Annotated in this window: 11 protein-coding genes; 1 reads left to right on the top strand and 10 read right to left on the bottom strand. The window is 60.0% G+C overall.

The window, feature by feature from the left end; all coding sequences use genetic code 11:
- Positions 1-46 precede the first annotated feature (46 nt).
- Positions 47-1,819 carry a glycoside hydrolase family 15 protein gene (locus tag JMA46_RS10910; RefSeq protein WP_207345363.1) on the top strand — a complete coding sequence of 591 codons (1,773 nt, stop codon included), beginning with the start codon at positions 47-49 and terminating at the stop codon, positions 1,817-1,819.
- Between the two features lie 119 nt (positions 1,820-1,938).
- On the opposite strand, the gene JMA46_RS10905 is transcribed toward JMA46_RS10910, so the two are convergent.
- The 10 genes from JMA46_RS10905 to JMA46_RS10860 form a co-directional block, all read right to left on the bottom strand.
- Positions 1,939-2,949 carry an SDR family oxidoreductase gene (locus tag JMA46_RS10905; RefSeq protein WP_207345362.1) on the bottom strand — a complete coding sequence of 337 codons (1,011 nt, stop codon included), beginning with the start codon at positions 2,947-2,949 and terminating at the stop codon, positions 1,939-1,941.
- 55 nt (positions 2,950-3,004) lie between these two features.
- Positions 3,005-4,288, bottom strand: coding sequence for a DUF2254 domain-containing protein (locus tag JMA46_RS10900; RefSeq protein ID WP_207345361.1), 1,284 nt, complete (start codon positions 4,286-4,288; stop codon positions 3,005-3,007).
- A gap of 84 nt (positions 4,289-4,372) precedes the next feature.
- Positions 4,373-5,290, bottom strand: coding sequence for an aldose 1-epimerase family protein (locus tag JMA46_RS10895; RefSeq protein WP_207345360.1), 918 nt, complete (start codon positions 5,288-5,290; stop codon positions 4,373-4,375).
- Positions 5,291-5,317: 27 nt separating this feature from the next.
- Positions 5,318-6,421, bottom strand: coding sequence for an enolase C-terminal domain-like protein (locus JMA46_RS10890; protein ID WP_207345359.1), 1,104 nt, complete (start codon positions 6,419-6,421; stop codon positions 5,318-5,320).
- Entirely contained in the window at positions 6,418-8,064 is a 1,647-nt protein-coding gene (locus JMA46_RS10885; protein ID WP_207345358.1) for a GMC family oxidoreductase, read from the bottom strand. Before JMA46_RS10885 ends, JMA46_RS10890 begins: the two co-directional genes overlap by 4 nt.
- Entirely contained in the window at positions 8,061-8,702 is a 642-nt protein-coding gene (locus JMA46_RS10880; RefSeq protein ID WP_207345357.1) for a gluconate 2-dehydrogenase subunit 3 family protein, read from the bottom strand. Before JMA46_RS10880 ends, JMA46_RS10885 begins: the two co-directional genes overlap by 4 nt.
- Entirely contained in the window at positions 8,699-9,175 is a 477-nt protein-coding gene (locus JMA46_RS10875; protein ID WP_207345356.1) for a hypothetical protein, read from the bottom strand. The genes JMA46_RS10880 and JMA46_RS10875 overlap by 4 nt, the downstream gene beginning before the upstream one ends.
- Before the next feature lie 787 nt (positions 9,176-9,962).
- Complete coding sequence (locus tag JMA46_RS10870) at positions 9,963-10,460, bottom strand: hypothetical protein (RefSeq protein WP_207345355.1); 498 nt, start codon at positions 10,458-10,460, stop codon at positions 9,963-9,965.
- 1,205 nt (positions 10,461-11,665) lie between these two features.
- Positions 11,666-12,307, bottom strand: a complete 642-nt coding sequence (locus tag JMA46_RS10865; RefSeq protein ID WP_207345354.1) for a hypothetical protein — start codon at positions 12,305-12,307, stop codon at positions 11,666-11,668.
- Complete coding sequence (locus JMA46_RS10860) at positions 12,295-13,125, bottom strand: SDR family NAD(P)-dependent oxidoreductase (RefSeq protein WP_207345353.1); 831 nt, start codon at positions 13,123-13,125, stop codon at positions 12,295-12,297. Before JMA46_RS10860 ends, JMA46_RS10865 begins: the two co-directional genes overlap by 13 nt.
- Positions 13,126-13,911 lie beyond the last annotated feature (786 nt).

Genomic DNA, 13,911 nt, shown 5'->3' with positions numbered 1-13,911 from the left:
CAGGAGTGGCATTTCACGGGAACAACGGAAGCAAGGATGAATCAAAGTGGTGAAGTCGAAAGAAGACTGGCAATTCGCACCACACGTGCTGCGGGAGTACGCGCTGATAGCCGACGGGGAACGTGGGATCCTCGTCGGGCCCAAAGGTGATTTTGTGTGGATGTGTGTTCCGCGTTGGGACTCCGATGCGGTCTTTTCCTCCCTAATAGGCGGCCATGGCAACTACGCCATCACGCCCCGTGGCCGGTTCGTTTGGGGCGGCTACTACGAAGAAGGGACACTGGTCTGGCATAGCCGGTGGGTCACCGAGACCGGCATTATCGAGTGCCGGGAGGCGCTGGCGTTTCCCGCAGAGCCTGGCCGGGCTGTGGTGCTGCGCCGGGTTGTGGCGGTAGACGGCGATGCTCACGTCCGCGTTGTCCTGGACCCCAGGGCTGGGTTTGGCCACAGCGGCCTTCGTTCCTTGGCATGCGAGGATGGGATCTGGACGGGACGCACAGGAAACCTGAGGATGCGTTGGCTCGGGGCCGGCGATGCCCACCCAGCCACCGGCAACGGATCACCGGCCCTGTCCATGGATCTCACTGTTCGGGCCGGTGAACGCCATGACTTTGTGCTTGAACTGGGAGAAGCCGCGCTGCCGGATGAACCCGTTGATCCAGACACGGTCTGGGAAGCCACGTCGGCTGCCTGGAAGAACGCGGTCCCCGACCTTGCCGAGACTCTTACTCCCCGCGATTCCCGCCACGCCTACGCTGTCCTGCGCGGGCTGACCAGCTGCGGAGGCGGCATGGTCGCTGCCGCGACCATGAGTTTGCCGGAGCGTGCAAAACAGGGCCGCAACTACGACTACAGGTATGTGTGGATCAGGGACCAGTGCTTCACCGGGGAAGCCGTCGCGGCCGCCGGCCCGCACCCGCTGCTCGATGATGCGGTCCGGTTCGTTTCTAAGCGCCTGTTGGAAGACGGACCCAACCTGAAGCCGGCATACACCACTCTCGGCGGTCCTGTCCCTGACCAACGGATGCTAAAGCTGCCCGGCTACCCCGGTGGATCGGATATCGCTGGCAACCATGTCAACGCACAGTTCCAACTTGATGCGTTGGGCGAATCCTTGCTGCTGTTCTCAGCCGCAGCCAGCCACGATCATCTTGATGCCGCAGGCTGGCGAGCAGCTGAGACAGCAGCCAACGCCATCGCTGCCCGCTGGCAGGATCCTGAGGCAGGAATATGGGAACTGGATGACAAGAACTGGACGGAAAGCCGGCTGATCTGCGTCGCCGGGCTGCGGGCGATCAGCAAACAGTGTGCACCCAGCGGGCGCATCGGCAGCTGGCTGGCACTGGCCGAGGGGATTCTCGCGGAGACCGCCGCCACCTCAACGCATTCCACCGGACGATGGCAGCGGGCCCCCGACGATGAACGCAACGATTCCGCACTCTTGTTGCCGCCAATTCGCGGAGGGCTCGCGGCGGATGACCCCCGAACTTTGGTGACATTGCAAAGCCTGGAGGAAGAACTCGGTGTGGACAGCTTCCTCTACCGTTTCCGTCAGGATGCTGGACCGCTGGAGGATGCCGAGGGTGCCTTTCTGCTCTGTGGATTCACCATGGCGCTGGCCCTGCACCAACAAGGTCGTGAAGTCGACGCGACGCGTTGGTTTGAACGGAACCGGGCCGCTTGCGGTCCTCCCGGCCTGTACTCAGAAGAATTCGACGTGACCCAGCGCCAGCTGCGCGGCAATCTTCCACAGGCCTTTGTCCATGCGCTCATGCTGGAGTGCTCGGCCAGGCTTGCGAAGCCATGGGAGACAACTTAGACGAGCAGAGCAGGCACACTGGCGCTGGCCGCCACACGGCCAACGGTGTGCCATGCTGTGAGCCCAGCCGGAACCACGCAGCAATTAAGTGCGAGTACAGGCAATGTCCTTGTTTCGTGTCATCGGCACAGCTGGCGCACTAACAGGGCCGTAAGTCCCACCCCGGCGATCGCACCACCAGTTGACAGACGAGCATGGTGAGAGAACCACAACTGGGGTGCGTGGGTGTGTGCCCTGTCATCAAATATTCCGTGGGAACCATAATCACGGCCGGCAGCTCCGTCTGCCGGTTCCCAGAGATTCTGGGGAGCGTCTGCAGGAGCTTTTCTATCGGTTTGCTGGGACTTAAACCCGGTCCGAGACAGATACAGGTCCAGCACTGGTGCGGCAAACTTGTTGACAAAAATAGTGCCAACCGTGGACGCGCCGACCCAATACTGCTTTCGCTGGGGGTGGTCGGCTGCGAACACCACCCCGCGGGCCGCGACCTCAGGTTGGTAGATCGGCGGCACAGGCTGTGGATGATTTGGCAGCCGCGAGAGCACCCAGGAGAACTGCGGTGTATTCACGGCCGGCATTTGTACAATGGTGATGTGCACGGCAGATCTATCGTGGAGCAGTTCGGTCCGAATCGTGGACGTGAAGCCGTTCACGGCATGCTTGGCTCCGCAATAGGCAGATTGTAGCGGGATGCTTCGGGCACCCAGCGCGGATCCGACCTGAACAATGGTGCCGTGCCCGGCCGGGACCATCCTGGAGAGTGCCACATGGGTACCATAGACGAAACCCAGGTAGGAGACCTCGGTCACGCGTTTGAACTCTTCCGGCCTAATCTTCAGGAAGGGCGCGAAGACGGAGGTGAAGGCCACGTTGATCCAGACATCAATCGGCCCAAACTTCTTTTCGACGGCATCGGCGGCCGCTTCCACTTGTGCGTAGTCCGAGACGTCGGTGGGGATGGTCAGGGCCTGACCGCCGGCGGTCTCGACGTCTTTCTTTGCCCCGTCCAGCCCTGCCTGGCCCCGGGCGAGCAATCCGATCTTGGCGCCACGGCGCCCGAAGGCCTGCGCCGTCGCCCGACCGATGCCGGCGCTTGCCCCGGTGATCACAACAACTTGTGGCGTCTTCATGGTGTACCTGCTTTCTGCCGGCTATCCGCCAGCACGAGGGGATGTACGTGATGGTTTATGGGCTTTTGGCATGGTCCGGGACGGGGTCCAAGCCATGAGCGTTCGGGTATATGTGCGCTGCCCACCGCTGAAGATCCTGCTGGTATTCGGGCAGGGCTGCGGTGCTGAGGTCTTCCAACAGAAGAGCCAATCGATGCGGCACCTGGGCGGCTCCGGAACCGTAGTGCCAAATCTCGCCGACGGCCAAATCCAGAAAATCGACAAAGTGATATTGCGGTATAACCAACCGAACCACTGCGCCTGAATCGGCCCACCGTCCGTCGGGGAGTTGGCGGATGGCCAGACGGCGTAAGAGGTCGTGGAGGATATCTAAGCATTGACACGCCGTTGTGGGGTCGTTGACAGCTGGGGACAGAGCCCGCTCTGCTATGTCGACCAGCTGGCGAAAGCTAAAAGCCAGGTCTTGCTCTGAGGTCCGTTCGGAGTCCAGGGCTATGTGCTCGAGAATTTGCTCATCGAGCGAGTGCCCACGGCGGGCCGTCTCCCCAACCGTGTTGCCCGGGCCTTGGGTGACAACACACAGAGGCGCTCCGGCTGGGACGAAATCGCCGATGCGAACGGTCAAGGCCAGCGAACACCCTGCTTGTTCGGCGGCCTGCACAAGTCGGGCTTCATTGACTGCGACCACCACCCCGGCCTCCAGTGCCACCACAACCTTGTGCCCGGCAGCCGCCTTCACCTCCCCGACTCCGGAGGCGGGGTCTGCTGCGGAGGAGGCCGCGGCGCGTGGGTTCGGGCCATAGCGTTCATCCAGGGTGTGTCGCGCTTCAGCGCCGAGCTCGGTCACGATGGTCGCCACCCGGACCATGTTGGCAATCCGGGCCAGATAGCCGATGAAGAAACATACACTGGCGAGCACGAAGATGAACGCGGTGCTCACGGCGATCCGCGGTACGAAAGGCGCTTGTCCGGTGGCCCCCACCACCGACCGCTCCACCATCATGGCGTAGACAAATGTGGCGATAAAGATGCCAAGCGAGAACCTTACGGTCCTATCCCGCAGGAAAAACCGCAGCACGCGGGGGGAGAACTGTCCGCTGGTGAGTTGGAGCACCACGATAGTGATGGAGAAAACCAACCCGGTAAAGGAAATCATGGCCGTCACGACGGAGGACAGCAGGCTGCGTGCGCCGTCGGGTCCCCCAGGGTAAAAAAACTCGGCACCGTTGTTCGTGTCCAGGCACTGATCCACGGTGATCAGGACCAGCGCAAAGGCAATCGAGACGAGGACACAGAGTCCCGGCACGACCCAGAACGTCGAACGGATTTTGTCTCGCAAGCGTTCCGCCGAAGTGAATAGGCCCGGCTCCCGGCTGCCCACGGTTAATCCCACCCGTGGCGGGGTCCGGTGTGCCCTGTGTTCCTAAGCATAGGGTTCGATCCCCCAGCATGCACTGTGTTCCTGGCCCGGCTCAAGAGTAAGCAGACCATCCCCGGAATTGAAAGCGTTCGGCGCGCACGTCATGGGTTCCACCCCGAGGCCGGAACGCCTGCGCCCGGGCTGGGGCAGGGAATCGCCGGTAAAGATTTCAAGGTAGGGGTACCCCTCATCAGCCCACAGCGCTACGGCCGGTCCGTCGGGCACTGAAAGCCTGACCCGGGCTCGGCCGTCGGAGTCGCGTCCCAAATCCGTATAGGCCACATCGATTTTCCGCCCGCCCAACAGCTCCTCGTTACGCAAGTCGTAGTGGGTGCCCTGAACAGGTTCCCGTCCGGTGGGAATGCCCACCTCATCCACGGGAAGGTAGAGCGAGCCGGGAACGCGTACCTGCGCCATGTCGATGCTCGGGGTTCCAACGCTGAGGTAGGGATGCGCGCCGGCGCCGTACGGGCCCGGACTATCACTGAGGTTTGTTGCGGTGGTGCGCACTGTCAATCCGGTGTCATCCAGGCTGTAGTCAATCCGGCACTCAAGCACCCACGGCCAGCCAGGGCAGGCGTACTGGACGTGTCCGAAGGAGGCATGGTCGTCCTCGTGCTCGAGCAGCTGCCAGGCGGCCCAACGGGTGAGGCCGTGGATGGCGCCGTTGAACGCCGGTTCGGTGAGGTCAAGTTGCTGTTCGACACCCCTCCAGCTGTACTTTCCGGCCTTGATGCGGTTGGGCCAAGGGATCAGCGAGTGCCCGCGCGCTCCCGTGCACCGTTCGCTCTCCTGGTAGCCGTCGATGACCGGGCGTGTGCCTGCCATGTACGTTCGCAGACCCGCGCCCACTTCGGTCACGACGACCCGCTGCTCGCCGCGGCGGAGTTCGATTTGGCGTCCTGAGGGTGCCGTTTTCATAGCTGCTCCTTGCTGGTTGCTGCGTTCCTATCGCACCCGGAATTCTTCGATGTCGCTGCTACGCAGGGTCAGTCCGTTGCCCGGGGCTGAACTGTCGGGGGTGATGGTGCCGCCTTGGGGATTCAAGGTCCCGTCAAAGAACATTGTCTCGATTCGCACGTGGTCGTGGAACCACTCAAGGTGGCGCAGATTCGGTGTTGCGGCGGCGACGTGGGCGTGGAGGTGGGGGCCGCAATGCCCGGACACCTCCAACCCGTGGGAGGCGGCAACGGCGGCTGCACGCAGCCATTCGGTGATGCCTCCGCACCGGGAGGCATCGATTTGGAGGCAGTCCACGGACTGCGCATCGCACATGCGGCGGAAATACACCAGATCGAACCCGTATTCACCGGCCGTGACGTCAGCGCTGATCGCATCACGGATTTCACGCAGCCCAGCCAAGTCATCCGAGGAGACGGGCTCTTCAAACCAGCGCACATCAAGATCGTTGGCAGCTTCCATAACGCGGATGGCTTGTTTGCGTGTGTAGCCGCCGTTGGCGTCGACGAAAAGTTCAACGTCCTCGCCGATCACGTGCCGTGCCTGGCGCATTCGGGCGAGGTCCCGTTCCGGTTCGGTGCCCCACGATTCACCGATTTTGATTTTCACGCGGGGGATGTGTTGTTCATGGGCCCAGCCGCCCAGCTGGTCTTCCAACTGTTGGGGTGTGTAGGTGGTGAAGCCGCCGCTGCCATAGACCGGGACTTTGTCCCTGACAGCGCCTAGCAGTTTGTGCAGTGGCAGTTCCAGCAACCGTGCCTTCAGGTCCCACAGTGCGATGTCCACTGCGGAAATAGCGTATCCAATGGCGCCCTGCCGGGCACTATTGCGCACCGCCTTGACCATTGCCTCCCAGCAGCCACCAATGTCCAGCGCACTTCGTCCCGTGATGATTGGTGCCAGAACGTCGCTGACGACCTGCCCGCAGGCCGGCGCACCATAGGTCCAGCCCATTCCGGTAGTGCCGCCTGAGCTGATACGCACCAGCACCATGGTGGTCGAATCCCACGCGATGGTGCCGTCCGCTTCAGGACTGTCGGTGGGAACCGTGTACACACTGGTCTCTGCATGGTCGATGATGGCGTCCATCATGACCGGCCTCCTTGCGTTGCATGGTTGCCGGTGCTCATCCTGTCGGCGACTCGGGCCGCGATGGCCATGATGGTCAGCGCCGGGTTCGCGCTGCCTTCAGTGGGCAGCACGCTTCCATCGGTGATGTACAGGTTCGGTACGGCGAAGCTGCGACAGTCGCCGTCGACCACGCCGCTGTGTTCATCGGCTCCCATCCGTGCCCCCCCGACAAGGTGGGCATAGCGGTTGATGGTGATGACCTCATCCGCCCCGGCAGCCTTCAGCATTTCCTCCATCACGGATTGGGCTGCCTTCATCAGCGCCCGGTCATTCTCGCACCGGGAGTAGTTGAACTGGGCCACGGGCAGCCCATGGCGGTCCAACTCGCTGGACAACACAACCCGGTTCTCGGGCAGCGGCAGGAACTCGCACAGTGCCCCGAGGCAGGACCAGTGCACGTAGTCGCTCATGTACTGGCGTAACCCGGCGCCCCAGTGTCCTTGTGCGGCGACATGCTCAGCCCAGGTGATGGGCAGTGGTGACACCGTTTGGATCGAAAAGCCCCGCTTGTAGTCCTTGCTAGGGTCCGTTTCGTAGAATTCTTCGGTGCTGACTTCCGGCGGGGGCGCCTTGAACATCCTGACCTCGTCATCGAAGCGTCCGGCGGTCTGCGGTGCTCCTTGGACCATCAAGTAGCGGCCCACCAAGTCGAAGTCGTTGCACAAGCCCTCGGGGAATCGGGTGGATGTTGAATTGAGCAGCAGCCGCGGTGTCTCGATCGAGTAGCCTGCAACAACCACCGTCTTGGCCTGCTGGAAGCGTTGGCGCCCCCGCCGGTTGTAGTGCACGCCGGTCGCTTTGCCGGTGTGCTCATCCACCTCGATCCGTGTGACCATCGAGTCCGCACGGACCTCGGCCCCATGCGCCAGCGCATCCGGAATATGCGTAATCAGTGGAGAGGCTTTGGCGTTCACCTTGCAGCCTTGCAAACAAAAACCGCGGTAAATGCAGTGCGGACGGTTGCCGAAACGGCCGTTGCTGATAGCCACAGGCCCCACTTTGGCGGTGATCCCGCACGCGAGGGCGCCGCGGAGGAACATGTCGCCATTGCCGGACACCGGGTGCGGACGCTGCGGGTATGAGTGGGGGTCCCCCCACGGCCAGTCATCTCCGGCCACCGGCAGTTCCTCTTCAATGTCCGCGTAGTACGGTTTGAGGTCGTTGTATTCCAGCGGCCAGTCTGCCCCGACTCCGTCTGTGCTGTGAATGCGAAAGTCACTGGGGTGGAACCGTGGAGCATAGCCGGCGTAATGAATCATCGAACCGCCCACCCCACGGCCGGAGTTGTTGGACCCCAGCGGCACCGGATCCGCCCCACCGATCACACGCGGCTCCGTCCAATACAAGTGGTGGGAACCTGCTTCGTCCGAGACCCAATCCTTCTCCGGATCCCAAAACGGGCCAGCGTCCATGGCCACAACACTCCAGCCAGCCCGGGCCAGACGCTGCGCCATCGTTGAGCCGCCAGCACCACAGCCGACAATGACAACGTCAACCTCGTCGCTGTCATCAAATATGCGCATGTCATCACGCAGACGGTGGTTGATGCCGGGCCCGGCCGGCAGCAGCCAAGCCGATTCGTTACGTTCCCGGACGCGGTTCATGAGGTTCCCTTTCGCAGTGGGTCCTGAGCAGGATGGGCGTCGGCGACCTCGAACGGTTCCAGCTTGTTCACGCCGATATTTTTGTAGCCGCGCGGATAGGCGGGACCGGCGAATCCTATCTCTTCCCACGCCCACGGGTGGGAGTAGAACGCTGTGCATGCGTAGCGGGTCCACAGACTCCACACCCGTGATGCCGGGATTCCATGCCAATCCTCGGACCCCAAATCTTGGACTGCCTGAAGAATTGCTGTCTGGGTCTCCCACGCAGCCTCAGCAAAGGCACAACCGCTGTGCGCCATGGCATCCTCGTCGAGCGCGGACAGGGAATCGCGCCACGATTGCCCATCGGGGGCCATCCCTTCGTAGTGCCAACCGTCCGTCTGATCCTCAGCCAGCCGCGCATCAACCATGTTGACCACCGGCACCCGTGGCGGTTCGCGCTGGTCAAGTAACTGATCGCACAGGGCCGTGGCAGTCGCCTCCTCGGCGGCGTTAAAGAAGCGGATATCCGGCGGCATGCCCAACCGCGAAACGACGACGGCGCTTGTCACCTCATCCCAATGCTTTTCCTGGCCCATCACATCGAAACCCGGGAACCGTCCTCCCCCGGCACTGGGGTCCAATGGGAGGCTGCTCACTTTTCCCGCCTCAAAACCGCCGCCAGAATCCCCATCCCGCCCACCATGGTTACCAACAGCGGCGCCATCAAAGGTGGCCCCATCTCCATGTTGTAGCGAAAATTCTTGAAGCCCCCAGGCTTTTGGTGGATGCCTCGTGCGTGCAGATAAGTGCCCTGCAGACCGTTGGCAACGATAATCGCAGAGACCACAGGCAGCACGGTCTTTGCCATACGGCGGCTAAATACCCCGGCGAAGCCCGCCGCTGCCCCTACCGGACCGAGGGCAACAGGAACCCACATCCACTTGTTGCCAAAGCTGGCGCTGTCGTGTTCAAAATAAATCTCGGCTGAGGTAACCAGTGCTCCAATAGCGCTCAAGCCCGCCAAACTCCGCTCGAAGCGCCCCGTCTCGACGTTCTTCACCATCCGGTCGATCCCATAGACAACGGCCGCAACATCGTTGGCCGCTTCACTGCGTGGTCGCTTAAACATTTTTCATCCTTCTTCGCTTAGTCATGCAAGGACACCGTCAGTCAAACTCAGACTCTGTTTGAGGAAATCGATCGTTCGTCTGCGCCTCTGCGTCACGTAATTTGGGGTTCGGAAGCGATTTAGGGTGAACAAGGCGATTGCCGGGATGCCTTTTTCGACAACACGGCCAGAGTGACCGCCGTCGAATCCCCGGGTATTTCTGAAGGGCCTTGCCATCGATCATGATCGGAGAGGTGGCTGGTTCATTTGATTTCGCCGCGTTCAATGAATAGTGTTCCAATGCCGTGGTGCAGTCAGTGTCTGGCGATCGGTGCATGGGGCGTTCCTGGAACGCGTAACCGTGCAGATGGCACCTGCGACTCTCGGTGCTGTGTGGAAGGGCGCGGTGTGGAACGAGATCCTGTCGTTGTTGTTGATACATGCCAGAAGCCCCTTTACGCCGTATCAAGTCCATAGGCAACACTGCTGGGGCCGGGGCAGACATACCCCTCTCAGCACCTATTTTTGACCCTAGCCACATCCAAGGAAGCGGTCAAGGGAAAAACTAGATGTCCCACATACACCCGGGAAAGTCACAGTAAACGCCAAGAAGTCGAGTTGGCAGCATTCGGATAGCGGGGGTATTCCTTGGGTAGAGTCGGGCGCTCATGATCTATCGAGTGAATATAGGTTGAGGAACAACGTTGAGTCCACACAGGGCTTCACGAGAATGTAGGAAGCATGGCGCACATCGGAGAATATGGGCCGGCAATCAAGACGCGTCAAGGCTAGTAGTGCTGGGCTGTGATCAGTTGTTTTTGGTCTTGCGTCGGAACCAGCCAATACCCCCAACGGCTGCCAGCAGGCCGGCAACAATTCCCGCAAACCAAGTCCAAGGAACCGAAGACTTCTTCTCCGGGTGGTTTGCTGGGTCAGGTCCAGGAGCCGGGACAACGGGGATCGGTGGGGTAGGGGGTTGCGTGCCCGGAAGCTCCAGGTACGTGGCCCCGTCTTCTTCCGTGTACATGATGAGGCCAGGCTCGTTCCCGTGTGGAACAAGCCTGCCCGCTGCGTCCTTCCCGGTCATCGTTTGTATGACGGTGCCTCGGCGATCCCAGCTGACGCGAATGCGGACGGACCCGTCCTCCTGTTTGTCGACGTGTGTAACAGTGTCCTTCATGGGTGCTCCCATGGCTTGGATCATGTCCTGATAGGAAGCCACCAACGCAGCCAAACCCGTTTCGTTCCATTCGTCAGGGCCAAAGTGCACAGAGATTTCTACTGGTTTGCTGCTCGAATCTGTCATCGCGGTCTCCGGATCTACTCGGCGGACATCATTGTCCAAAGACCGGAATCAGCGGCATAATATGCTGCTCAGCCAGCTGCTTTCACACACCCATCTTGAGGCCCGGCTTCGCGGGCCCGACTCCCAAGGTCTTCCCTCCACGGTACGATGCACCGTCCATGGAGGCAATAGTTCCAATCGAATGGAAGGGGTACGGTTGCAGCTCCAACGAGAGATTTTCCGTGACAAGGTGGGGCATTGAGATTTATACTTTTGATACAGCAGTTGTTGCCCCAGACCCGGTAGCGCCTTGATAGGTTCGCACGTGGGGGTTCAATGCACTTGTTGCCAGAGCGGCATGCAGCCCGTGACAGCGTGGACATCTGTTTCACTCGCTACTTCATGAAGAACATATCGACTGTGGACACAGCTGTGTTTGCCGAGACAACCCATGAACGGACGATCGGCTGCTCACTCACTCCCAGCGCCAAGTCGCACCTACGGCTTGCGTCACGGCATCACAACCAAATGGCTCGTGTTCAACATGAACATATTAGTCATCGTCATAGCAGTAATGGCCATCGTATGGCTCTTCTGATTCCGTGGTGGAGACAAGAGCAACGCTGTCCAGGGACTGCGTGTTCAATCCTGCATCTGCGAACTGGCCCGTTGGCAGTTTGCTGGGTAGCGTCTTGGCCAAGAGATGCTTGGTGGGGTCAATCAAGAAACCGGATGGCGGTGTAGCTGTGGTTCGCCCACCAGACACTCGCCTCCGGTTTCGGGAGGCAAGGAGGGTCACTGATCGTCCTTGGTGCAGTCAATGTACAACTGATGAATACCTTTTGATCGAATGGGTGGAGCGAGCCTGGTTGATCCGCAGTGAAAGCCTGGAAATCAGCTATACGTGTATGAATTGTGACGGATTCTATGGACATGCCGTTGGCCTGGACACTGTGTCACGAGAGGTTCTCAGCACGTTTCACGTTAAACGCAGGGCCCTTCATCGGCGTCCCCCTGATGAACGCCAACTGTCACCGACAGGCTCCACCGAGTCCACTTAGATGAACGGGAGGATCAGTTATCAGTTGGCATGCGCACCCAAGAGGCCTCTAGGTTGACTTGGAGAGCCTGCTGAAGTCGTCCCACTGCGGTGGCACCATTGGGTCGCGTGGGGTTCCTCGGGAATCAGTACCCTCGACACTGGGCCCCGGTTCAATCGCACTGCCCTAGGGCCTCTGGTGGACACCCGTGATGGTGGTCTGTACCGTGGCGAGGGCTGGCGTGGCCGGAACACTGCTGAAGCCAAAACGTACTCCGGGTGATATATCTGCCAACTGGCCGGCGTCGCAACCTTTCCACGCAATGGATGCAGTATTGATTGTGTTCAAAGCTGTAACTCCATAGAACTCCCGCCGTCCCTGCGAGGCCATCCCTGCCGTCCTCACGCCCGGACTCAATACAGCCGCCACGGGATTGATCAGCGTCAACCACCAGGGGTGTACCGCCAGTGCGGGCGGCACCAAGGCCATGAATCGGCCAAGTCGGGTTGGTCCTCCAATCCGAGCCTCGATGCTCAGCGGACCGGCTTGGACCGTCAACAGCTGCCCTCCCCCATGGTTCGCTAAGAGAGCAGCCTGGACCGGCTCCAGCACAACATCATCGAAGGTGTAAGTCGTTTGAATAAAATCAGCGATGTCCGGTCGCGGAGCCAAAAGTAGTCTCTGGCCTGACAGCAATTCGACCATGGCATCGGCGAAGGCCCCAAAAGGCGAAGCCGCCCAGATTCCCACCACTGCGCGCAGTCCTGATTCGGTGTCAAACCCGGCGATGTGCCCCTGAAACACCCAGTGACCAGTTACGGCAACCATGTGCCCAACATTTCCTCGCTACGTTGCCACAATTGGCAAGCCAATTCGGGGTCTTTGGCTTGTCGGCTTGTTCTGGCCTTCCTGCTTTTGGCATAGTAGCCTCCAGATGACCAGTCAAGTCCCGGTTCGCCAATGGCGAGCCAGACAAGTGTTTGGGCGCCCTGAGCTGGAGTCAGCATGTAAGAACGCATCCCGCTGCCGTAGATAAAGCGCAAGTAGCTTCCAGAACCGGCAGAAAAATTAGTGGCCACCCCGCCTGGATGAAAGGCTGCGGCCGACAAACCCCGGGTGTTGAAGCGGCGGTGGAGTTCCGTTGTGAAGAGGATGTTGGCGAGCTTCGCGTTGCCGTAAGCCCGGTTGGATGAGTATTTTTGGGCAGATTCAAGATCGTCAATGTCAAGTCTCGCGTATATTTGGTGAGCCACGCTGGAAGTGTTGATGATCTTGGTGTGGCTGGCAAGCAGCACATTTTCCAGAAGCCTCGTCAGCAGGTACGGTGCCAGGTGGTTGATCTGGAACGTCTTTTCATGACCGTCTTCGGTCAGCCCTCGGCGACCCATAATCGCTCCGGCGTTGTTCACAAGCACGTCGATCCTCGGATAGGTCTCCTTGAGTGCTGTCGCCAGCACATGTACTTGCTCCAGACTCGAAAAGTCCGCCACAAAGCAATCTGCACCAATGTCCGCAGCAACTGCATGGGTCCGCTTCGCCGAACGTCCAATGACAACGATCCTGTCGCCGGTCTGTGCCAGCATTCGCGCGGCTGCTTCCCCGATGCCACTGCTGGCGCCCGTGACAATGATGGTGCGTTGGTCCATGGGATATCTTCATGTTCTTCCAGTAGGTGTCAGACACAGCCAAGTTCATTGTTTTCAGACTACAAGCTGGACTTCCGTAATTCATGCCCTGCCTACACCATTGGCTAGATATCTAGTCCAGCTGCCTAAAACAGGAACCAATCCTTGGCAGCTTCTTCCCGCGGTCTTTCCTCGAACGTGTGTCAGTGACCTCAAAAGTAGGGGACCTGGCTGCCAGATCAGTAGGGCCTCATCCCGCGATGACTCGGACCATCAGCTCGCTGAAGAAGGATGGGTTCGTGAAAAGTTTCCTTCGTTTAGATAACCGCTAGCACAGTTGAACTCACAGCCAAACAACAATTTTTGGACCCATTTTCCGTAAGCTGAATGGATCACAACGGGGGAAATGATTCAGCAACTAAACTACGAGCTTCCCCATGCGCTCACCCAAATTGTCCAGGACATGCAGGCTGTCTTTGCTAAAAGACCGATCCATCGGCGGCTGCCCGACCAGCTTGGTGCCGAAGTCCAGTAATGCCCTTACTTTTTAGGAATGCTGATACTTGCCCGGCAACAAGTCGCTGGTATTTCGTGCAGTTCTCAACGGAGTGGTCTAGCTTTTTTGGTTTCAGCCTTGTTGGCTGCCGATCGGGTGTGTTGTCAGTTTTGGGTGTTGGGGCTGTTTTTGCTCAGGCCGTGGTGGTAGGTGTTGCGCCGTGGTGTTTGGGTGGGATCGATTAGGTACGGGGCGGTGAAGCAGGGCGTTCCTTGCACCAGTGCCAGGGTCCATTCACTATGGTGAATCAG

Origin of the sequence: Arthrobacter sp. E3 (assembly GCF_017353415.1) — a bacterium.
Classification (GTDB): Bacteria; Actinomycetota; Actinomycetes; order Actinomycetales; family Micrococcaceae; genus Specibacter.
The sequence above is the reverse complement of the archived record's forward strand: the minus strand, read 5'-3'. Positions and strand labels throughout refer to the sequence as shown.

Coding starts and splice junctions, on each gene's coding strand:
- JMA46_RS10905 (WP_207345362.1), bottom strand. CDS start 2,949: ATGAAGACGCCACAAGTTGTTGTGATCACCGGGGCAAGCGCCGGCATC.
- JMA46_RS10895 (WP_207345360.1), bottom strand. CDS start 5,290: ATGAAAACGGCACCCTCAGGACGCCAAATCGAACTCCGCCGCGGCGAG.
- JMA46_RS10890 (WP_207345359.1), bottom strand. CDS start 6,421: ATGATGGACGCCATCATCGACCATGCAGAGACCAGTGTGTACACGGTT.
- JMA46_RS10885 (WP_207345358.1), bottom strand. CDS start 8,064: ATGAACCGCGTCCGGGAACGTAACGAATCGGCTTGGCTGCTGCCGGCC.
- JMA46_RS10875 (WP_207345356.1), bottom strand. CDS start 9,175: ATGTTTAAGCGACCACGCAGTGAAGCGGCCAACGATGTTGCGGCCGTT.
- JMA46_RS10870 (WP_207345355.1), bottom strand. CDS start 10,460: ATGACAGATTCGAGCAGCAAACCAGTAGAAATCTCTGTGCACTTTGGC.
- JMA46_RS10865 (WP_207345354.1), bottom strand. CDS start 12,307: ATGGTTGCCGTAACTGGTCACTGGGTGTTTCAGGGGCACATCGCCGGG.
- JMA46_RS10860 (WP_207345353.1), bottom strand. CDS start 13,125: ATGGACCAACGCACCATCATTGTCACGGGCGCCAGCAGTGGCATCGGG.